The sequence below is a fragment of the Bradyrhizobium sp. USDA 4510 genome, assembly GCF_054059095.1.
This window is the reverse complement of sequence record NZ_JBSSBT010000001.1, coordinates 3,764,045-3,782,640: the sequence shown is the minus strand read 5'-3', so window position 1 is coordinate 3,782,640 and position 18,596 is coordinate 3,764,045. Positions and strand designations below refer to the sequence as shown.

The window sequence follows — 18,596 nt, the reverse complement described above, 5'->3', positions numbered from 1 at the left end:
GCTCAACCGCCCGCAGGTGTGGCGCCGCCAGTGCCGTTTGGCCAGACCCAGTCTCGAACCTCCGGCATGTCCTCGCCATGTTCGCGCACATATCGCGCATGCGCGATCAAGGCGTTCCGGTATTCTTGCTTGATCTGTGCGGCCTTGGTGGCGAGCCCCGGCACGCGCTCGATCACCTCGATCGCGAGATGATAGCGGTCTAATCCATTGAGAACGACCATGTCGAAAGGTGTGGTCGTCGTGCCTTCCTCCACAAAGCCGCGCACATGCATGTTGTCGTGATTGGCCCGGCCATAGGTGAGTCGGTGGATGAGATAAGGGTAGCCGTGGTAGGCAAAGATGACGGGGCGATCGCGCGTGAACAGGCTGTCGAAGTCGCGATCGCTGAGGCCATGAGGGTGCTGTTGCCTCGACTGCAGCGTCATCAGGTCGACGACGTTGACCACGCGGATCTTGAGGTCGGGGAGGGCCTTGTGCAGCAGATCAACGGCGGCGAGCGTCTCCAGCGTCGGAACGTCACCCGCGCAAGCCATCACGACATCGGGCTCGCTTGTGGCATCTCCGGTTCCGGCCCACGTCCAGATGCCAATGCCGGCATCGCAATGGGTGGCGGCGTCCTGCATCGAAAGCCATTGCGCGGACGGTTGTTTGCCGGCGACGATGACATTGATCCGATCGTAGGTCTGCAGGCAGTGATCGGCGATCCATAGCAGCGTGTTGGCGTCGGGCGGGAAATAGACACGGACGATGTCGGCCTTCTTGTTGGTGACCAGATCGACAAAGCCGGGATCCTGGTGGCTGAAACCGTTGTGATCCTGTCGCCAGACATGCGACGTCAGCAGATAATTGAGCGAGGCGATCGGACGCCGCCACGCCAATTGGCGCGAGACCTTCAGCCATTTGGCGTGCTGGTTGAACATCGAATCCACGATGTGGATGAATGCTTCATAGCAGGAGAAGAAGCCGTGGCGTCCGGTCAATAGATAGCCCTCCAGCCAGCCCTGGCAGAGGTGTTCGCTGAGGACTTCCATGACGCGGCCGTCTTGAGCGAGATGGACATCGTACGGCTCGGTCGGCTCCATCCAGACCCGGTCTGTGGCTTCGAATACGGCATCCAGCCGGTTCGAGGCGGTTTCGTCAGGCCCCATGATGCGGAAATTGCCGGCATTGGCATTCAGCTTGAGGACATCGCGCAGGTATTTTCCGAGCTCGTGGGTCGCTGCGGCGACCGTCTGACCCGGATGCTTCACGTCGACGGCAAATGCGCGGTAATCCGGCAACCGGAGCTCGCGTTTCAGAAGGCCGCCATTGGCGTGCGGATTGGCGCCCATCCGGCGGTTCGCGGTCGGGGCGAGGGCCTGGAGCTCCGGGATCAGCGCACCATCCTTGTCGAACAGTTGCTCTGGATGATAGCTTCGCATCCAGTCTTCAAGCAGCCTGAGATGCGCGGGGTTGTCGCGGACTTGCGCGATCGGCACCTGGTGCGCGCGCCAAAAGCCCTCGACTTTCAGCCCGTCGACCTCCTTCGGACCGGTCCAGCCCTTCGGACTGCGCAGCACGATCATCGGCCAGCGCGGCCGCTCCGATCGTTTGCCGCCGCGCGCCTCCGTTTGGATCTTGTGAATGGCTGCAAGCGCCTCATCCAGGGCAGCGGCCATGGCGCGATGCATCGGCATCGGATTGTCGCCCTCGACGAAAAGCGGCTCATGTCCGTAGCCGCGAAACAGGTTGCGGATTTCCTCGTCGCCCATCCGCCCGAGCACCGTCGGATTGGCGATCTTGTAGCCGTTGAGATGCAGGATCGGCAGCACCGCGCCGTCACGCGCGGGATTTAAGAACTTGTTCGAGTGCCACGATGCAGCCAGCGGACCGGTTTCCGCCTCGCCATCGCCGACGACGCAGGCCACGATCAGATCGGGATTGTCGAACGCCGCGCCATAGGCGTGGACCAGCGAATAGCCGAGCTCGCCACCCTCATGAATGGAGCCGGGCGTTTCCGGTGCCGCGTGGCTTGGAATACCGCCGGGGAAGGAAAACTGCCGGAACAACTTTCGCAGACCATCCGCGTCTCGGCCGATGTCGGGATATATCTCGCTGTAGGAGCCTTCGAGATATGTGTTCGCCACCATGCCCGGACCGCCATGTCCGGGACCGCAAATGTAGATGACGTTGAGATCGAGCGCGCGAATGACACGGTTGAGATGGGCATAGACGAAATTCAGGCCCGGTGTGGTGCCCCAATGACCGAGCAGGCGGGGCTTGATGTGTTCCTTGCGCAGCGGCTCGCTAAGCAGCGGATTGTCGAGAAGATAGATCTGGCCGACCGAAAGGTAATTGGCGGCGCGCCAGTAGCGGTCGAGCAGGTCGAGATTGCCGGCGGTCGTTCTTTGTTCGATGGTTGCTTTCATGGAGCCAACTCCTCCCCAAAACTATCACAACAGCTACAGGTTGATCCGGCCGGTGATGATCGCGCTCGACTGATGGCGGGGCCGGGCGGGACGTCGGGCAGCGATAGCGGCGGCGGTTCTTGGCTGCGGTTCTTGGCTGATGCATTGCGTTCGCTGGCTCCAACCGCAGGCGCCGACCCTAGTTCCTTAGTTTGCCGCCTTGGAGCCGCGCACCCGCACACCCTAGCGGTGACGGCGACTGGTTTGTTCTTCGACATCGGCAAACAAGGCATCTCCGGGCGGGACCACCGATCTCTCATATGTAAATGCCGGAACCAGGCAGAGAGATGACAAGCGGCAGCGACTGATGTTTCGACCGCGATTCGATATCCGCCATAGTCATCCGAAGGGTGCAGTTGATGAATCTCATCGACCGCTACTTTTTCGCCGCAACGATCACTGTGACAATTGTACTCTGGCTGTACCTCGGGTTGCTGGTGGCCGGTAGCTGACGGCGCGCGCCTGGAAAATCGGGACCACCCTCCGTCTTGAATTCCCGCTCTTTGAATGGGCCATGACCGCTGTCCTAACGGTGCGCGGAACGACGCGCCTGGGAAACCCAACCGGCGGGAGAACGTTAACACCTCGATCATCCGCGAAGATCAACTGGCAGAGGTACTGCTATGCGTACGATCTTGATCGTGGAGGACGAGTATTTCATTGCCGATGACTGTGCCACGCTGGCACGACAGGCCGGCTATCACGTCGTCGGCCCGTTCGCTTCGATCGACGAAGCCCGCCCACACGCGTCCGGAGCGTCCGGCGCGCTGATCGACATCAACGTCAATGGAACCTCGTCCTACAAGTTGATCGATACCCTGCTTGCGATGGGAACACCGGTCACCCTGTATACCGGCTACGACCCCAGCGCGCTGCCCGAGAAGTATGCGCATCTCCCCGTGGTGACCAAGCCGCGCGGGTGTGCGGAGGCTCTCGGGATCTTGTGCAAGCAGATGAGCGTCGCCGAATAGCCGGCGAACTGAACGCAGATCGGTGCGCGCGCCGGGATGCGCAGCGGTGGATATGGGTCCGGCCCCCGTGCCAATGACACCAAAGAGAATGAGCGTTCGCTGCTCTTTCCACACGTCGTCCCTGCGAAAGCATGCGAAAGCAGGGACGACACCGTATGTATTGCGCTGTGATTCCCAACACAGCACTTTGTTGGCAACTTTCCTGGTCGAGGTTTGTTGTCTCCTCATCACCGGCCAAGGCTCTGCCGTAGGCGTCGGTGGCTGAGAGACCGATTGTGCTCCCGCCTGCATAACAGGGAGTACACCATGCCCATCGAGCGGCAAATCTATCGTCTTTCCAATTACCGTGATCTCAACGATACCGAGCGGATGATCCGGGTCGTCGAGCACGCGCGCAAGCTCCTCGCCGAAAGCCGCGCCAGCACGTTTCTGGGCCGCAAGACGCAGGAACCCTTCCCGCAGGCGGAAAGCCAATATGGAATCCTGAATCCTGACCTGTGTTGAGCTTTCGCACCCTGCGGAGGCGGAACCATGCTGGTTGGGGTGATTGCTGTGTCACCCCCGCCAGGGAGCAGGCCATGAAGCGGCGCACCGACGCTGGCGACGACCGCGTTCGAACAATCTTCGATGTCTCATGAGATACGTTTGTCGCGCTGCCTCGGAGCAAACCCGCTGCGGACTTATCACATGACAGGGCGGCGGCAGCGATCGGGTGACATGTTTCGTCGATGATCGATCCCCTGTTCGCCCGCGCTCAGCTTGCCATCGAAGAAAGTCTCACTTTGCGCGCACAGAAGCGATCGCTCGCGGATCAGCGAGACGATCAGCTCGCCGAGTTGCGGCAATCGGTGCGTAATTCCGCGAGCACGCGCATGGAGATCAAAGCCCACCGCGACAACAGTACGTAAGGCTTTCGCTGGTGGGGGCGGGCAATATCCCTATCGGTCGGCAGGCCGACTAGTGGCTCGTCACAGTGATTTTGACGGTTTGATACCGAGCCAGCTTAGGATCGGCAAGTTCTCTGGCGGCACGAGGATTTCGATGCTTCTGGGGATATCGGCTCGACGGCGAATGAGGCCGTTACGTTCGAGCGTGACGATCATCTGATGGACTGAGGGCGGGCTAACACCGAAGTGACGCTGCATGTCGGCTTCGGCGGGGGGCCGTCCGAACATGTGCGAGTAGGTATAGATGAAAGCCAGATAATGGCCCTGCTTCTCGGTAAAGCGTGCGCCTGATTTTTGACTCATGGATCGATTCGTCCGGAGCCTCCGACAGGGAGGCGAACGATGAATGTACGGTACCGGGTTGAATTGAGCCAAGCCGAGCGAGAGGAACTGACGGCGATGCTGAGCGGCGGCAAGCATGCCGCTCGCAAACTCAAGCGGGCCCAGATTTTGCTGGCGGCCGACATCGGCAGCCGCGACGAGGAGATTGTCCGGACCGTCAGAGTAAGCGCCTCCACCGTCTATCGGACCAAACGCCGCTTGGTGGAAGGCAATCTCGATCGGGCCTTGAGTGAGGAGCCGCGTCCCGGTGCGGAGCGCAAGCTGACCGGCAAGGAGGAAGCCCTGCTGGTGGCGACCGCATGCGCCAAGCCGCCCGCTGGCCGGAGGCGCTGGACGCTGGCGCTGCTGGCCGACGTGATGGTCAAGCTCACCGATCATGACAGCCTGTCGGGCGAGACCGTGCGCCGCCGGCTGGCCGATAATGACCTCAAGCCGTGGCGCAGGGACATGTGGTGCATTCCCCATGTCGATGGCGAATACGTCGCCCGCATGGAAGATGTGCTCGATCTCTACGCTGAAGCGCCTGATCCCGAGCGGCCGCTGGTCTGCTTCGACGAAACCCCCGTCCAGCTCATCGGCGAAGTGCGCCAGCCGATCCCACCCGAGCCGGGAAAGCGCGAGCGTTACGATTACGAGTACCGCCGCAACGGCACCGTCAATCTCTTTGTCGCCCTCGATCCGCATCGGGCCTGGCGTAACGTCAAAGTCACCGAACGGCGCACCGCCGTGGATTATGCTCACTGCATGCGCGAACTCGTCGATGTCCATTACCCCAAGGCCGCCTGCATCCGTGTCGTGCAGGACAATCTGTCGATCCATGCCCCCGGCGCCCTCTACCAGGCCTTTGCCCCCGCCGAGGCCCGCCGCATCCTGCGCCGCCTCGAGTTCCACTACACCCCGAAACACGCCAGTTGGCTCAATATGGTCGAGATCGAGATCGGCGTGCTCCAAGGGCAGTGTCTCGGCCGCCGGATCGACGATCCAAAACGCCTTAGAAACGAGATCGCAGCATGGGAGCGGCAGCGAAACAAAACTCGCGCCCGTATCAACTGGATGTTCACAACGGACAAAGCTCGCACCAAACTGGGGCGCGCCTATCCAGGCATACCCAAAGAGTCAAAATCACTGTGACGAGCTACTAGCGGGCGTTGATGAAGCGTTCGAGATGCATGGAGAATTCGTAGCTCAGCGCCAATTGTCGCCAGGACCTGGCCAGCAACTCGTAATCCTTGCGCGTCCTTTCGACGCCGGACGTCGCGGCCAGACGGTCGGCCTCGTCGGCCAGTTGCCGGCATTCCGCGATCCGATCCGTTGAATCGTGCAGTGTCGTTGTCCTTCCTGAAAACGATGGGAGGATGTATCGCGCCGCCGGTTCACCCGAGATCGTGGACCGAGACAATCAGACAGTATGAGCGTCACCCGGCCTCAAGCTCCTGAGCTGCGCGACGACGAGGCGCAACTCGTTTGCCAATTGGGCGTTACGGATGCGGGTTTCCGTGACGGTTGAGAGGTCGGCGACCAGCGCGCGTTCTGCGGCCGTCTGCTCCAGCAGCTCGATACGTCTTTCGATCTCGGTCATTACACACCCCCGGTCCGATATCGTGACCGGAGTATCGTGAGGCCGTCTGCAAACCTCCGCACTAACATTTGCAAATGCTCGAGCGGATTATTCGTGTCCGGCAGCGTCATTGCCGCGCAGGATCATGCCGGCGAGCCCGTGCGCCATGGCGCGATGATCGAACGGCTTCTCCCACAACGGAACGTCCGCGAATTCGCTGCTCAGCACGATCTTGTCGTATCCCGAGGTGAACACCATCGGCACGCCGCGCGCCTGCAGCTCGCGCGCGACCGGATAGATCATCTGCTTGCGGATGTTTACATCGAGCACCGCTCCATCGATCACGCCGCCGTCTTGAAGGATACGAAGCGCATCGTCGATGTCACCGGCCGGCCCGGCGATATCGGCACCGAGCGCACGCAGCGCGCTGCGCATGTCGTCGGCAAGGAAATATTCGTCTTCGACAATCAGGACGCGCCGTCCGGTCAGGAGAGGGCGTTCGCGCAAAGGTGCAAATTCAGACATGTCGATTCGGGCCGTACCCGGTGTGATGTCGTCGCAAAATTGGAACATAAGCCGAATGCTCGCCTTGTTGTAAACAATATCGGAAAAGGCAGGTTCCATGTCCAATCGGGACATCATCGTCATCGGCGGTTCGGCTGGGGCGACTGCACCGTTGAAGGAGATTCTGGGCCGGCTGCCGGTGGATCTGCCGGCCGCGGTCTTCATCGTATTGCACATACCGTCTCACGGCATCGGCATTCTCTCCACGGTCGCGAGCGCCGCCGGCAAGCTGCCGGTCCGGCAGGCGGAAAGCGGCATGGTCATCGAAAATGGGCACGTCTATCTGGCGGCGCCGGACCACCATCTGCTGATCCAGGATGGCCACCTGATGCTCGGCCGCGGGCCACGCGAAAATCTGGTGCGGCCGGCGATCGACGCGCTGTTTCGCTCGGCCGCACTGCACTATGGACCGCGCGTGATTGGCGTTGTGCTCAGCGGCCTGCTGTCCGACGGCGCGGCAGGCCTGAACGCGATCAAGCGGTGCGGTGGGGTCGCGCTGGTTCAGGAGCCCCAGGACGCGATGTCCGATGAAATGCCGCTCAGGGCATTGGAAGCGACCACCGTCGATCTCTGTATCCCGGGCGCACGGCTTGGCGATGTGCTGTCCGATCTGGTTCGGGAGCGGCCCGGCGCGATCCTGCCGATTCCGCCGGAGATCGTGCTGGAGGTGAAAATTGCGGCGGGCGAGCGCGTCGGCAGCGATACGCTGGTCGAGATTGCCGATCCGGCACCGCTGACTTGTCCGGGATGCGGTGGCGTCCTTTCCGAGCTCAAGGTCGGGCACCCGCTGCGATTTCGCTGTCAGGTCGGTCACGCCTATACGGCCGACGCGCTTGCCAAGGAGCAGGAGGGCCGGGTTGACGAGGCGCTCCGGGTCGCACTCCGCATCATCGAGGAGCGCGCCGAACTGGTGCACCGGATGGCCGAGGACGGCCGCCAGAGCGGTCGCCCGGCGGTCGCGCAAATGTATGACGCGCGCGCCGCTGAATATCGCGAATACGCCGATATGATCCGGCGAGTCATGCTACAATCGCTCGATCCGAAGCGACCGGCGCGGAAGGAACCGTGATGGCCAGCGCTGAGCATGCGAACTGGGCCGAACAGCTGCGGTCCGAACGTGCGCTGCTGGTCAAGGCGGACGTCGATATCGAGGAGGGCTGGAGGCGGCTGCGCAGCCAGCAGGATCTGCTGGATTGGCTGCAACGGGCCGGTCACGACACTGTGCAAGCCGAGCGGCTGGTCGGCTTGCTCAAGCAGACCTTGATCGAGTGGGAGCGGCATCGAACCCTGATCGTGCAGCGGGTCGCATATCTCGAGGAGCGGGTGACATCGCACTAGGTGGTGTGGACATTTATCGCATCCATAAGACGATGGCTGCGAGAGTAACGACGGCCAGGTAATTTCGGGCGGTCTTTTCGAAGCGGGTTGCGACGCGGCGGAACTGCTTGAGTTTTGAGAAGCAGCATTCGACGAGATGACGCTGGGCATAGAGATGCTTGTCCAGCGGATATTTGAGCGCACGTGACGGGTTGTTGGGGATGACGGCGAGCGCGCCTTTGGCAGCGATCGCCTGGCGCAAGTGATCGGCGTCATAAGCCGTATCCGCCATGACGACCTGGGCAGGTAATCCCTCGATCAATTCGGCGGCTTGCGGTACGTCGCTCTTCTGACCTGCGGTGAGCTTGAACCGTACGGGACATCCCAGGCCGCGAACGGCCATATGTATCTTGGTGCTCAGGCCACCGCGCGAGCGACCGATCGCCTGATCTTCAGACCCCCTTTTTTCGCCCCAGCGGCGTGCTGGTGCGCCCGGACGATGGTGGAGTCGACGATCAGATACTCGAAGTCCGGATCACCGGACATCGCTTCGAATATGCGCCACCAGACCCCCTTGATGCTCCATCGACTGAAGCGCCGAAACACGCTGTTCCAGTCTCCAAACACCTCCGGAAGATCACGCCAGGGAGAGCCAGTGCGCACGATCCAAAGTACGCCCTCCACAAACATCCGGTTGTCCCGTCCGGTCGAACCCTTCTGGTCAGGCCGGCCGATGATCAACGGCGCCATCCGCTCCCATGTCGCGTCGCTCAATACCAAGCGGTCCATCACACCCAAGGCGGCCTCCCCAAAAGCAGCCTTGAATCTGATTTGCGCCTAAAAGGGAATCCTTAGAGTCCACACCACCTAGCGCCTGGGAGGAGGATCGGGGATGCGCCTCAGTGCCCTGAACTCCGCTCCAAGTTCGAACATGTGGTCAAACTGCTGCAGGACGCGCTGGCGCCAGAGGTTCTCGTCGATGAGGCGATGGGCTTCTGCAGTCGCCCGTTCCGCACGCCTGATCAGGGCTGTGAGCTCTCCGGATCCATCTATCGTCGGGTCGCCTTCCATCACCTAACTATGACCCTTCCGGTTTTGGAGGGCAATCGATCCCGGAGTCGAGGTTCCCGGGAGGTTGGAGAATTCCTACCTATCCCGTTGGGATAGGACTAAACTCTGCTATCAAAAGACGCGGGCGAGACGCCAGCAGGAGAATGAGAGCCGCTGCAATCATGGATGATGTTGGCCAATCCCAGAGCGGAGACGAAGAGCGCCAGTCCAAGGCGCCGCTGATCATAGGTGTGGGCGCGTCCGCCGGCACCCTCGACAGCATCGAGCGGTTCTTCTCGAAGCTAAGGCTCAATCCGGACCAGGCCGTCGTGCTCGTGTTGCAGTACCGGGATGCCATCGAGGACACCCGGTTGCGCGAAGCGTTGCAGCGATCGGAAGGCGCCCGGCTGTCCGAGATCAGCGACGGACAGCTCGTCGAGGGTGGCACGATCCATCTGTGTCCGTCCGACATGATCACCACCGTTCATGGCGACCGTTTCGCGGTCCGGCGCGCCGAGCAGGCGCGCGCCGAGCGGGCCACCATCGACAGTTTCCTGGTGTCGCTGGCGGAGGAGCGCGCCGAGGAATCGATCGGCGTGGTGCTGGCCGGCACCGGTGGCGACGGCACGCTCGGGGTCGCGACCCTGAAGGATCATGGCGGCCTGGCGATCGCCGAGCGCATCGGGGATGGCGAACCCGATCCGCACGCCGAAGGCAATTCGGCCGTCGCGATCGCGGATTTTGTGCTGCCGCCCGAGGCCATTCCCGAGCATATCGACGTCTATGCCCGCCACCTGCGCCGGCTCGAGGAGAAGCAGGGGTTCGACGAGGTGCTGGCCGCGGCGGCAACCTCGCTTGCGCGCATTGCGGATATCCTTCGCAACAAGACCGGCAACGATTTCCACGGCTACAAGCAGAACACCTTCCTGCGCCGCGTCCAGCGCCGCATGCAGGTGGTGCAGATCGACGATATCTCTGCCTATGTCGATTTCCTGAGAAACGACAAGGACGAGGCGCAACATCTGTTCAACGACCTCCTGATCGGCGTCACGGAATTCTTCCGCGACAAGAAGGAGTTCGATGTCCTGGAAACCCAGATCATTCCGAAGATATTCGAAGGGAAGGGCGTCGGCCAGCAGGTGCGTGTCTGGGTGCTTGGCTGCGCGACCGGCGAAGAGGCCTATTCGATCGGCATTCTGCTGCGCGAGCATATGGCCGGTCTCGACTCGGTGCCGCAGGTGCAGATCTTCGCGACTGACATCGACGGGCGCGCGCTCGCCGCCGCGCGCGTCGGGCGCTATCGCACCAGCATCGAGAACGATATGACGCCGGAACGGCTGGCGCGCTGGTTCGTACGCGAAGGCGACACCTACTGCGTCGTCAAGGAGCTGCGCGAGATGTGCATTTTCTCGCAGCACAACGTCATCAAGGACGCGCCGTTCTCCAAGCTCGATTTGATCTCGTGCCGCAACCTGCTGATCTATCTCAATGCCGAGCTGCAGAACCGCGTCATCCCGCTGTTCCATTTTGCGCTGCTGCCGGACCGGTACCTGTTTCTCGGCAATTCCGAGAACGTCACCCGGCATCCGAAGCTGTTCGCGCCGGTCGACCGGCGCGCACGCATCTTCAAGAAGCTCGAGACCGGGACGCGACTGCCGCCGGAATTCCCGATCACGACGGCGGCCGGGCGAGCCGCGATCGACATACCACCGGTCCGCTCCATCGGCCCCGATGTCGGCCTCGAGCGCCGCGCCCAGCGCATCGCCGAGCGCTATGCGCCGGCCTATGTGATCACCGACGACCACTTTCACATCCTGCATTTCTCCGGCCGCACCGGCCGCTATATCGAGCCGACCGCAGGCACGGCGACCCTCGACCTGCTGCAACTCGTGCACCGCGACCTCAGACTTGAGCTGCGCACGGCGCTCAGCCGTGCCGCGGAAACCAACGAGGCCGCGCATGCCGAGCAGGTGCAACTCGGCGTCAACGGGCATCGCGTGCTGGTCGACATCACGGCCGAACCAATTCTCGACGGCCCTGCGGGTCACCGCAATTTCGTCGTGCTGTTCAAGGATGGGCCGATCCGCCCTGTGGATCGCGCCGAAACCAATCCCAACGTTCTGGTCAGGACCGAGCATGTCGAGCGGCTGGAAAGCGAGCTGCGCGCCACCCGCGAGCGGTTGCAGGCCACGATCGAGGAGCTCGAAAGCACCAATGAGGAACTGAAATCCTCCAACGAGGAGTATCAATCGCTCAATGAGGAGCTGCAATCCGCCAACGAGGAACTGGAGACCTCGCGCGAGGAATTGCAGTCGGTCAACGAGGAGCTGACGACCGTCAACGGCGAGCTGGCGCATCGCGTGCAGGAATTGACCCGCGCCACCAGCGACCTGAAGAATTTCCTCGAGAGCACGCAGATCGCGACCGTGTTCCTGGACAACGATCTGAAGGTGATGAACTTCACGCCGGCGATCACGCATTTGCTGCATCTGGTCGAGACCGATGTCGGCCGCCCGATCGCGCATATCAAGGCGCGCATCCCGATCGAGGAGCTCTACGACGATGTGCGGCGCGTGCTGCGGACGCTGGCCAGCGCCGAGCGCGAGCTGACCGCGCCCGACAGCGGCACGCGCTATATCGTGCGCATCCTGCCGTACCGCAGCATCGACAATTTCATCGCCGGCGTCGTGATCACCTTCATCGACGTCACCGCGATCACGCGGGCCGAGGAGCGGCAGCGGCTGCTACTTGCCGAGCTGCAGCATCGCGTGCGCAACACGCTCGGCGTGGTCCGCTCGATCGCGCGCCGCTCGGCCGAGACCAGCGCGAACGTCGAGGACTACGCATCGCATCTCGACGGCCGGCTCAACGCCTTCGCGCGGACCCAGTCGCTGGTGACCCGCGATCCGGAAGGCGGCGTCGACCTCGAATATCTCGTGGTCGAGGAATTGCTTGCGTACAACGCGAAGGAAGGCGAGCAACTGAAGGTCGCAGGTCCCAGGATCCGGCTCCAGCCCAAGGCCGCGGAGACCTTCGCGCTGGCACTCCACGAGCTCGCAACCAATGCCTTGAAGTATGGCGCGCTGAGCGATACGGCCGGGCGCATCGACGTCTCATGGCGCATCGATGATGCGGCCGATCCGCGGCAACTGCTGTTCGACTGGCGCGAGCGCAACGGGCCCGCGGTGGCGCCGCCGCGCCGCAGGGGATTTGGATCCGATCTCCTGGAGCGGACGCTGGCGTTCGAGTTCAAGGGCAAGAGCACGCTCGAGTTCAATCCGTCGGGACTGCACTGCACGATCGCCATACCGATGAACCCGCAAGCCATCCATACGCCGAGCATGGGGAGCTAGATGCATCCCCCGATCCTCGAGGGAAATCTGGCGCAGCCGGTGATCCGGCGGCTCAATGCCCTGCGGCAATTGTCCGAACGCGGGATCGCGTTGCTGCAACAGGCGATCCAGGAAGGGCTGCATCGGGCCCGCCCGGGCGAAGACCTCGCCACCGAGGGCGATCCGGTCGAGAGCGTCAGGATCATCCTGTCGGGCTGGCTCTGCCGCTACAAGACGCTGCCGGACGGCCGCCGCCAGATCGTCAATTTCATCCTGCCGGGCGACAGCTGCGACGCCTGCGTTTATCTGCTGTCGGTGATGGATCATTCGATCGGCGCGCTGACCCCGGTCACCTATGCCGACATCAAGCGGCCGGCGTTCGAGCAACTGCTGGCGAGCGACCGTTCGCTGGAGGAGGCGCTGTGGTGCGAAACCATGGTGAACAGCGCGATCCAGCGGGAATGGACGGTCAATATCGGACGGCGCGTGGCGCTGGAGCGGGTCGCGCATCTGTTGTGCGAACTCCATGAGCGCCTGCTGCCGGTTGGAATGATCGACGGCGATTCCTGCCTGTTCCCGGTCACGCAGATGGATCTCGCCGATGCCACCGGCCTGTCGGTGGTCCACGTCAACAGGACGCTGCAGGAGCTGCGCGGCTCCGGCCTGATCGTGCTGCGCGACCGCATGCTGACGATCAACGACCTGAAGCTGCTCAAGGACACGGCGTTGTTTTCGGCCGACTATCTGCACACCAAGCGGCGCGGCTGAGACGCGGCAAGGCGGCTCTATGCTGCTCCCCCTGAAATCGCGACGGATGCCGGTGCGGCGGGCGCGCGAGGCGCCGCAGGCGTTCGCTGATGCGATCCTTGAAATGTCGCAGCGGGACTGACGCGGAGGCGCGTCATTTTGCAGAGCGCACTGACGATCTGAACATGACAGTGATTTGTCGCGACGAAGACAGCGCGACGGTCGGCCGCGCAAGATTTGGATACGGCTGTTAACATACTTGAACTCCTCTCGCGCGGTGTCGCGCTACGATGCAGTTCGATCCACGAGGGCAGGGAGGCAATCATGCTCGATGGAGAGACGGCCGCAGTGCTTCGCGCGGTGCTCGACGAGGTCTGCGGAGGCGTGCCGCGCTCGGATACGACGAAGCGGACCAACGTCGCCTCTGGATTGCTGCAGGCCATTCGCGAGGGACGCTCGTCAATCGATGAGCTGCGCATCGCAGGCCAGGCCGCGTTGCGCACCGCCCCGAGCATGTGGCGCTAGGCGGTCTGATCGGGCAATCGCAGCGGCACGATTGTGCGTCGCACATTTGCAGACGTTAGTGCCGGAACTGACTTCGACGCGCATGCTCTCGCGAGCTGACGCGCCGACCGGCCGTCAGCGCAACCAGGAGAACCCCGCTACGACCCCAGCTCTCCATCCCTGAGCTGGGGTCACTTGTGTCGAACAGGGAGTGGAGCCACAGCGATCGAGTAGAGCGTCGTGGGCTCCTCGATCTCGTCCTCCGGTCACGTCCAGCCGCCATGATGGTGAAGGAACGTTCAGGAAAGTTCCGATCCTGTTCCTGCAACATGCGCGGACGCCAGTCGTTATCACGGCGTACTAGAAAGGAGGATGCCATGACGAAGCTTACTTACGCTCTTGCAGCGGTTGCGGCACTCTCGATAGCGGCACCGACCGTTGCGAGCGCGCAGGGTGTGGGCATCTATGTCGGCGGGGACCACGGCTACTACAGCGATCGATATTATGGTGGTCCGCGCGTCGACGTATACCGGCATGACCGGGGCTGGCACCACGGCTGGTACAACCATCATCGCGACTACTACCGCGACCGCGGCTTCGTGATCCGTGGTCATGACTGGGACGACGACTAACGGTGTTGGTCGCACGTCGCGATCAGCAGATCGCGACGACCAATGAGGGCCTCGCTTCGGCGGGGCCCTTTTTATTGGCCTGCCGCATCGCGCCGGTTCGTCCGCGTAGGAACCTTGGCTTCTCCACCAGATTGTCAGGACGGGAAGGACGGAGGAGGTTTTCATGAACCAGTTGATTTATCTGGTCGGACTGATCGTGGTCATTTTGGCGATATTGTCGTTCTTCGGGCTGCGGTAGGCGCGTCATGGATAACGAGCGAGGGCTTGCCGTGTCCGCCGCCAACAGGACCGGGCTTCGGCTGCAATGGAGTCCGGTCATCGCCGGCGCGCTGGCTGCGGCGGCGCTGTCGGTGATCCTGATCGGCTTCGGCGCGGCGGTCGGGTTGGGTGTCAGTTCAAGCTCGCCGTCATGGCGCGACGCATCAGCCGCGCTCGCGTTGCTGTCGGGGCTGTATCTGATCCTGCAGGCATTGGTGAGCTTCGGCGTCGGCGGCTACATCGCCGGCCGGGCCCAGCGCGTGATCGGCGCGACGCCATCCGACGAGATCGACAGCCGCGACGGGCTTCACGGCCTGACCGCCTGGGCGCTCGCCGTCATCCTCGGTGCTACGATCGTCGCGCTGGTTGGCCTGTCAACCGCGCGTCCGGTGGTTCAGAACCGGCCATCTGCGACGGCCGCGGAGCCGCTGCTGAGCGCCGAGCTCGACCGCCTGTACCGGTCAGTGCGGCGTCCGGCCAATCTCGATATCGGCTATGAGCGGGCAGAGGCCGGTCGCATCCTGCTGACGAGCTCCAGCCGCAGTGGCGTCAGCTCCGACGATCGCAGCTATCTGATCCAGCAGGTGGCGGCCGCGACCGGTCTGCCTGCTGCGGAGGCGGAGAAACGCGTCGACAGCGTGATGGGCGATGCCAGGACCGCCATCCAGCGGTCGCGACGCAGCGCAGTGATCTTGGCTTTCTCGGTTGCGGCGGCGTTGCTGTTCGGTGCGGTCGCCGCGTGGGCCGCGGCCGGCGCGGGTGGCCGTCACCGCGACGGCGCCGCGCTGCCGGAGTGGATGGGCGGCAGGCCGACGACGGCCGTGCCGATTGTCTGATGCAGTTGTGAATGTCCTTCAAGGGAGACGATGATGGCAACGATCTTGGTGATGGACCACTCCGGCGACACGAGACAGCAGTTCGACCCCGACAACAGTGAGCAGCTGGCCTGGGCGAATGCTCGCTTCACCCAGCTCACGTCGGACGGCTACACCGCCGCAATCCGGCAAGCGACCGGAGAGGCGAAGTTGGTCCGCGCGCTCGATCCGACCGCCGAGGAAACCCTGTTCTATCCGAGGCTGGTCGGCGGCTGACGCCAATGCTCGCCCGTCTGCGCGAGATGTCCCTGCGGTCCGTGCTCCGGCGCGCCGCCGGCACGCTGGGTGCGACGCTGGCCGCGATCTGGGATCGCTGGCAGGCCTATGAGCGAATTGAGGCGCGCGGACTTGCGCTGCTGTCCGCGTGGCTGTCACCCGAGCAGCGGGCGCAGTTCGAAAAGTATAAGCGCTTCGACGTCATCGGCTCGGACTCCGGCAAGCGATACCGGATTTGCTACGGCACCTCGACCAACGTCTATGAGATGGACGGCGGCGATCGTGTGGTGCTGGGCTGGTGCTTCCGGCCCGTCGGCGCGCTGGCGGCGGGCGACGTGATGCTTGCCCAGAAGATCGCGCTCGAAACCGACGAGCGCGGGACGCTCATGGTCGCGAAGCCATTCCCGAGCTCCATGCCGCCACGCGCAAATCTCCCTCCGGTCAGTTAGCGCTCGGTTCGCGCTGTCCCGCATGGCGCAAACTGTTGCGCGTTGCCGGGGAGGAACGTCGATCTTCCCGCCGGGTTGTCGGATGCCGACTTGCAATGGACCTCGTCATGCGCGTCAACACGTCGTCTTCGCTGAGCCTGATCTTCCGCTCCTACCTTGCGGACTTGCGACAATGGATGACGCGCCTCGTGACCGGCTACGCATTTGCGTGCAGCTTCATGCTGGCGGGTGCGGTCTCGCTTCTGATCGCGACCGGGATCGGGGTTGGCGCGGCTTTCCACGCCCTTGAAATGCATTACGGCATCTGGATCGCATATGCCGCGATCGGCGGCGCCTTTGTCCTCCTCGGGATCCTGGGGCTCGTCATGGGCCGCGTGCTGCTCGCGCGTCCTGCGCCGGCCGTGCCGCGCCCGGGCCGACAGGCCGACATGCTCAAGCGCGCGATCGCAGTGCCCGTCGCCGCGCGGCTGATCGCCACCACGCGGACGGGAGCAGGGGGCGAGCGTAGATCCCACCACCCGCGCACTGGCCGCCGGAGCTGCAATCATGCTTGTCGGCTGGTTTGCTGCATCGCGCGCCCGGCGTCAGCGCGATGCGATCCAGGACTAGCGATGGGTACGCTGCGCAATTGGCCGAACGACCTGATGCTCGCCGGTGCAACGGCTCTGGCGACGTTGGCGATCGCTCGCCAGCTGTCCCGATCTGAGCGGCCGTCCGCTCGGGAGCAGGGCGTCGAACCCGCGCTGGCCGAAACGCAAGATCGTGGACGGCTCGCCGACACGCCGCTCGAGATTCCGACTGCCGGCTGGAAGGACATTCTGCTGCGCACCTATCAGCAGATCGACGAGGACCGTCTGCTGGCAACCGCGGCCGGCGTCGTGTTCTATGGCCTGCTCGCGATCTTCCCGGCGATCACCGCGCTGGTCTCGAGCTACGGCCTGTTCGCCGATCCGTCCACGATCTCATCGAACCTGCAGAGCCTGGCGCTGATGCTGCCGGAAGGCTCGTTTGCGATCGTCCAGGACCAGATCGCGCGCGTGCTCGCGAAGGGGACCTCGACGCTCGGCCTGACCTTTGCCGCCGGCCTGCTGATCGCGATCTGGAGCGCCAATGCCGGCATGAAGGCGATCTTCGATGCGCTCAACGTCGTCTATGACGAGAAGGAAAAGCGCAGCTTCGTCAAACTGAATCTGATGTCCCTCTCGTTCACGATCGCCGGGCTGATTTCCATCATGCTGATGGTCGGAGCGGTGGTCGTCGTCCCGCTTCTGCTACAGCAGGTCGGACTGGGCACGACCGCCGAGCTCGTCATCCGGTTCGGACGGTGGCCGATCCTGGTGCTCCTGCTCCTCACCGCGCTCGCGGTGCTGTACCGCTATGGTCCGAGCCGAACCAGGCCGCGCTGGCAGTGGCTCAGCGTCGGCGCCGTCGCGGCGGCCGTGCTGTGGCTGGCCGGTTCGGTGCTGCTCTCCTGGTATCTGGCGAACTTCGGCGATTACAACGCGACCTATGGCTCGCTGGGGGCGGCCATCGGTCTGATGACGTGGATGTGGATGTCCGCCATCATCGTGCTGTGCGGGGCAGAGCTGAATTCAGAGATCGAGCATCAGACCATGCTCGATTCGACCGAGGGCCGCCGCAAGCCGCTCGGAGCGCGTGGCGCAACCATGGCTGACACGGTCGGCAGGGCGTCTTAGCCGGCGCAGACCCCGCAGCAGCGCACCCGGCAATGAGCATAGGAACCAACGGCATGACCCGCGCTTATGCCAAAATGGTTGAGATCAACGTGCTGGAAAAACCGATCGAGCGGATCAAGCAAACCTGCGAGCTGATGGGCATCGCGGACAGGTTCGACCGCGCGCTTCCCGAACTCGAGACCTTCCTCGAAGCCGAGATCGCGCAGGGCGAAGTCCGCGAGTCGAAGCTGACCCTTGATGGACTTTGCTACCTGCGCCAGCTGCTGGCGCAGGCGTGAGGTATCGACATGGCATTCTCTGAGGAAATGAACCGATGCGTCGAGACCTGCCTGTCCTGCTATAGGACCTGCCTCGGCACGGCCATGAACCATTGTCTCGTCACCGGCGGCAAGCATGTCGAGCCGGCGCATTTCCGATTGATGATGGCTTGTGCGGAAATGTGCCGGACGGCGGCCCATTTCATGCTGATCAACACCCCGCACCACAAGCACACCTGCCGGGAATGCGCGGAGATCTGTGGTGAATGCGCCGAGGATTGCGAGCGCGTCGGCGGCATGGACGAATGCGTGGCGATGTGCCGTGCGTGCGCGGAATCCTGCCGCAAGATGGCGGCCTGACGGCGCGAGCTCCCCGTTCGGTCAATCGGAGCTGACGTAATGGGCGCGCCAGAGCAGCGCCGTGACGATCAGG

21 protein-coding genes are annotated in these 18,596 nt (G+C 63.2%); 16 read left to right on the top strand and 5 right to left on the bottom strand.

Going from position 1 to position 18,596, the window contains the following annotated elements; genetic code table 11:
- Nucleotides 1–2: 2 nt before the first annotated feature.
- A complete protein-coding gene (locus tag ACVMDN_RS17240) occupies nucleotides 3–2,408 on the bottom strand; it encodes a phosphoketolase family protein (protein ID WP_456835103.1) in 2,406 nt (801 codons plus the stop codon).
- A 662-nt stretch (nucleotides 2,409–3,070) separates the two neighbouring features.
- Between ACVMDN_RS17240 and ACVMDN_RS17235 the strand changes: the two genes are divergently transcribed.
- The 3 genes from ACVMDN_RS17235 (at nucleotide 3,071) to ACVMDN_RS17225 (ending at nucleotide 4,326) form a co-directional block, all read left to right on the top strand.
- Nucleotides 3,071–3,418, top strand: coding sequence for a response regulator (locus ACVMDN_RS17235; protein ID WP_076828800.1), 348 nt, complete (start codon nucleotides 3,071–3,073; stop codon nucleotides 3,416–3,418).
- A gap of 306 nt (nucleotides 3,419–3,724) precedes the next feature.
- Entirely contained in the window at nucleotides 3,725–3,922 is a 198-nt protein-coding gene (locus ACVMDN_RS17230; protein WP_076828802.1) for a hypothetical protein, read from the top strand.
- A 224-nt stretch (nucleotides 3,923–4,146) separates the two neighbouring features.
- The gene (locus tag ACVMDN_RS17225) at nucleotides 4,147–4,326 is read left to right on the top strand and encodes a hypothetical protein (protein WP_076828803.1); all 180 of its coding nucleotides are present in this window, start codon (nucleotides 4,147–4,149) and stop codon (nucleotides 4,324–4,326) included.
- 60 nt (nucleotides 4,327–4,386) lie between these two features.
- On the opposite strand, the gene ACVMDN_RS17220 is transcribed toward ACVMDN_RS17225, so the two are convergent.
- Entirely contained in the window at nucleotides 4,387–4,668 is a 282-nt protein-coding gene (locus ACVMDN_RS17220; protein ID WP_076829365.1) for a LexA family protein, read from the bottom strand.
- 39 nt (nucleotides 4,669–4,707) lie between these two features.
- Between ACVMDN_RS17220 and ACVMDN_RS17215 the strand changes: the two genes are divergently transcribed.
- Nucleotides 4,708–5,838, top strand: a complete 1,131-nt coding sequence (locus tag ACVMDN_RS17215; RefSeq protein WP_076829362.1) for an IS630 family transposase — start codon at nucleotides 4,708–4,710, stop codon at nucleotides 5,836–5,838.
- 268 nt (nucleotides 5,839–6,106) lie between these two features.
- Here ACVMDN_RS17215 and ACVMDN_RS17210 read toward each other — a convergent pair whose 3' ends face one another.
- The gene (locus tag ACVMDN_RS17210; RefSeq protein ID WP_233475470.1) at nucleotides 6,107–6,286 is read right to left on the bottom strand and encodes a hypothetical protein; all 180 of its coding nucleotides are present in this window, start codon (nucleotides 6,284–6,286) and stop codon (nucleotides 6,107–6,109) included.
- Between the two features lie 87 nt (nucleotides 6,287–6,373).
- Nucleotides 6,374–6,994: a response regulator gene (locus ACVMDN_RS17205; protein WP_316394384.1), complete on the bottom strand. Its 621-nt coding sequence runs from the start codon at nucleotides 6,992–6,994 to the stop codon at nucleotides 6,374–6,376.
- Here ACVMDN_RS17205 and ACVMDN_RS17200 point away from each other — a divergent pair.
- Nucleotides 6,888–7,898, top strand: a complete 1,011-nt coding sequence (locus ACVMDN_RS17200) for a chemotaxis protein CheB (protein ID WP_168856401.1) — start codon at nucleotides 6,888–6,890, stop codon at nucleotides 7,896–7,898. The two genes, ACVMDN_RS17205 and ACVMDN_RS17200, sit on opposite strands and share 107 nt — an antisense overlap.
- Entirely contained in the window at nucleotides 7,898–8,167 is a 270-nt protein-coding gene (locus ACVMDN_RS17195; protein ID WP_076828806.1) for a hypothetical protein, read from the top strand. Before ACVMDN_RS17200 ends, ACVMDN_RS17195 begins: the two co-directional genes overlap by 1 nt.
- A gap of 13 nt (nucleotides 8,168–8,180) precedes the next feature.
- Here ACVMDN_RS17195 and ACVMDN_RS17190 read toward each other — a convergent pair.
- A protein-coding gene (locus ACVMDN_RS17190; RefSeq protein ID WP_139481326.1) for an IS5 family transposase occupies nucleotides 8,181–8,944 on the bottom strand; the annotation gives its coding sequence in 2 pieces (ribosomal slippage) (nucleotides 8,181–8,606 and nucleotides 8,609–8,944; 762 coding nt in all).
- A 434-nt stretch (nucleotides 8,945–9,378) separates the two neighbouring features.
- Here ACVMDN_RS17190 and ACVMDN_RS17185 point away from each other — a divergent pair.
- The 10 genes from ACVMDN_RS17185 to ACVMDN_RS17140 all read left to right on the top strand — a co-directional run bounded on the left by ACVMDN_RS17185 (nucleotide 9,379) and on the right by ACVMDN_RS17140 (nucleotide 18,523).
- On the top strand, nucleotides 9,379–12,549 hold the full coding sequence (locus ACVMDN_RS17185) for a CheR family methyltransferase (RefSeq protein ID WP_076828809.1): 3,171 nt from the start codon (nucleotides 9,379–9,381) through the stop codon (nucleotides 12,547–12,549).
- The gene (locus tag ACVMDN_RS17180) at nucleotides 12,550–13,296 is read left to right on the top strand and encodes a Crp/Fnr family transcriptional regulator (protein WP_076828811.1); all 747 of its coding nucleotides are present in this window, start codon (nucleotides 12,550–12,552) and stop codon (nucleotides 13,294–13,296) included. It begins immediately after the preceding gene.
- Between the two features lie 303 nt (nucleotides 13,297–13,599).
- Nucleotides 13,600–13,800 (top strand): hypothetical protein, encoded by a 201-nt coding sequence (locus ACVMDN_RS17175; protein WP_028331978.1) that lies wholly within the window; start codon nucleotides 13,600–13,602, stop codon nucleotides 13,798–13,800.
- A gap of 356 nt (nucleotides 13,801–14,156) precedes the next feature.
- Nucleotides 14,157–14,411 carry a hypothetical protein gene (locus tag ACVMDN_RS17170; RefSeq protein ID WP_168856399.1) on the top strand — a complete coding sequence of 85 codons (255 nt, stop codon included), beginning with the start codon at nucleotides 14,157–14,159 and terminating at the stop codon, nucleotides 14,409–14,411.
- A gap of 245 nt (nucleotides 14,412–14,656) precedes the next feature.
- Nucleotides 14,657–15,505 carry a hypothetical protein gene (locus ACVMDN_RS17165; RefSeq protein ID WP_168856398.1) on the top strand — a complete coding sequence of 283 codons (849 nt, stop codon included), beginning with the start codon at nucleotides 14,657–14,659 and terminating at the stop codon, nucleotides 15,503–15,505.
- A gap of 33 nt (nucleotides 15,506–15,538) precedes the next feature.
- A complete protein-coding gene (locus ACVMDN_RS17160; RefSeq protein ID WP_050385371.1) occupies nucleotides 15,539–15,760 on the top strand; it encodes a hypothetical protein in 222 nt (73 codons plus the stop codon).
- Between the two features lie 5 nt (nucleotides 15,761–15,765).
- Nucleotides 15,766–16,209: a hypothetical protein gene (locus tag ACVMDN_RS17155; RefSeq protein ID WP_456835104.1), complete on the top strand. Its 444-nt coding sequence runs from the start codon at nucleotides 15,766–15,768 to the stop codon at nucleotides 16,207–16,209.
- A 611-nt stretch (nucleotides 16,210–16,820) separates the two neighbouring features.
- A complete protein-coding gene (locus ACVMDN_RS17150; RefSeq protein ID WP_168856395.1) occupies nucleotides 16,821–17,906 on the top strand; it encodes a YihY/virulence factor BrkB family protein in 1,086 nt (361 codons plus the stop codon).
- A gap of 53 nt (nucleotides 17,907–17,959) precedes the next feature.
- Entirely contained in the window at nucleotides 17,960–18,184 is a 225-nt protein-coding gene (locus tag ACVMDN_RS17145) for a hypothetical protein (protein ID WP_028331984.1), read from the top strand.
- Between the two features lie 9 nt (nucleotides 18,185–18,193).
- Nucleotides 18,194–18,523 (top strand): four-helix bundle copper-binding protein, encoded by a 330-nt coding sequence (locus tag ACVMDN_RS17140; protein ID WP_028331985.1) that lies wholly within the window; start codon nucleotides 18,194–18,196, stop codon nucleotides 18,521–18,523.
- Nucleotides 18,524–18,596 lie beyond the last annotated feature (73 nt).

Excerpts from the sequence above, each read along its gene's own strand:
- ACVMDN_RS17240 (WP_456835103.1), bottom strand. The coding sequence starts at position 2,408 with ATGAAAGCAACCATCGAACAAAGAACGACCGCCGGCAATCTCGACCTG.
- ACVMDN_RS17235 (WP_076828800.1), top strand. The coding sequence starts at position 3,071 with ATGCGTACGATCTTGATCGTGGAGGACGAGTATTTCATTGCCGATGAC.
- ACVMDN_RS17230 (WP_076828802.1), top strand. The coding sequence starts at position 3,725 with ATGCCCATCGAGCGGCAAATCTATCGTCTTTCCAATTACCGTGATCTC.
- ACVMDN_RS17225 (WP_076828803.1), top strand. The coding sequence starts at position 4,147 with ATGATCGATCCCCTGTTCGCCCGCGCTCAGCTTGCCATCGAAGAAAGT.
- ACVMDN_RS17220 (WP_076829365.1), bottom strand. The coding sequence starts at position 4,668 with ATGAGTCAAAAATCAGGCGCACGCTTTACCGAGAAGCAGGGCCATTAT.
- ACVMDN_RS17215 (WP_076829362.1), top strand. The coding sequence starts at position 4,708 with ATGAATGTACGGTACCGGGTTGAATTGAGCCAAGCCGAGCGAGAGGAA.
- ACVMDN_RS17210 (WP_233475470.1), bottom strand. The coding sequence starts at position 6,286 with ATGACCGAGATCGAAAGACGTATCGAGCTGCTGGAGCAGACGGCCGCA.
- ACVMDN_RS17200 (WP_168856401.1), top strand. The coding sequence starts at position 6,888 with ATGTCCAATCGGGACATCATCGTCATCGGCGGTTCGGCTGGGGCGACT.
- ACVMDN_RS17205 (WP_316394384.1), bottom strand. The coding sequence starts at position 6,994 with ATGAAGACCGCGGCCGGCAGATCCACCGGCAGCCGGCCCAGAATCTCC.
- ACVMDN_RS17195 (WP_076828806.1), top strand. The coding sequence starts at position 7,898 with ATGGCCAGCGCTGAGCATGCGAACTGGGCCGAACAGCTGCGGTCCGAA.
- ACVMDN_RS17185 (WP_076828809.1), top strand. The coding sequence starts at position 9,379 with ATGGATGATGTTGGCCAATCCCAGAGCGGAGACGAAGAGCGCCAGTCC.
- ACVMDN_RS17180 (WP_076828811.1), top strand. The coding sequence starts at position 12,550 with ATGCATCCCCCGATCCTCGAGGGAAATCTGGCGCAGCCGGTGATCCGG.
- ACVMDN_RS17175 (WP_028331978.1), top strand. The coding sequence starts at position 13,600 with ATGCTCGATGGAGAGACGGCCGCAGTGCTTCGCGCGGTGCTCGACGAG.
- ACVMDN_RS17170 (WP_168856399.1), top strand. The coding sequence starts at position 14,157 with ATGACGAAGCTTACTTACGCTCTTGCAGCGGTTGCGGCACTCTCGATA.
- ACVMDN_RS17165 (WP_168856398.1), top strand. The coding sequence starts at position 14,657 with ATGGATAACGAGCGAGGGCTTGCCGTGTCCGCCGCCAACAGGACCGGG.
- ACVMDN_RS17160 (WP_050385371.1), top strand. The coding sequence starts at position 15,539 with ATGGCAACGATCTTGGTGATGGACCACTCCGGCGACACGAGACAGCAG.
- ACVMDN_RS17155 (WP_456835104.1), top strand. The coding sequence starts at position 15,766 with ATGCTCGCCCGTCTGCGCGAGATGTCCCTGCGGTCCGTGCTCCGGCGC.
- ACVMDN_RS17150 (WP_168856395.1), top strand. The coding sequence starts at position 16,821 with ATGGGTACGCTGCGCAATTGGCCGAACGACCTGATGCTCGCCGGTGCA.
- ACVMDN_RS17145 (WP_028331984.1), top strand. The coding sequence starts at position 17,960 with ATGACCCGCGCTTATGCCAAAATGGTTGAGATCAACGTGCTGGAAAAA.
- ACVMDN_RS17140 (WP_028331985.1), top strand. The coding sequence starts at position 18,194 with ATGGCATTCTCTGAGGAAATGAACCGATGCGTCGAGACCTGCCTGTCC.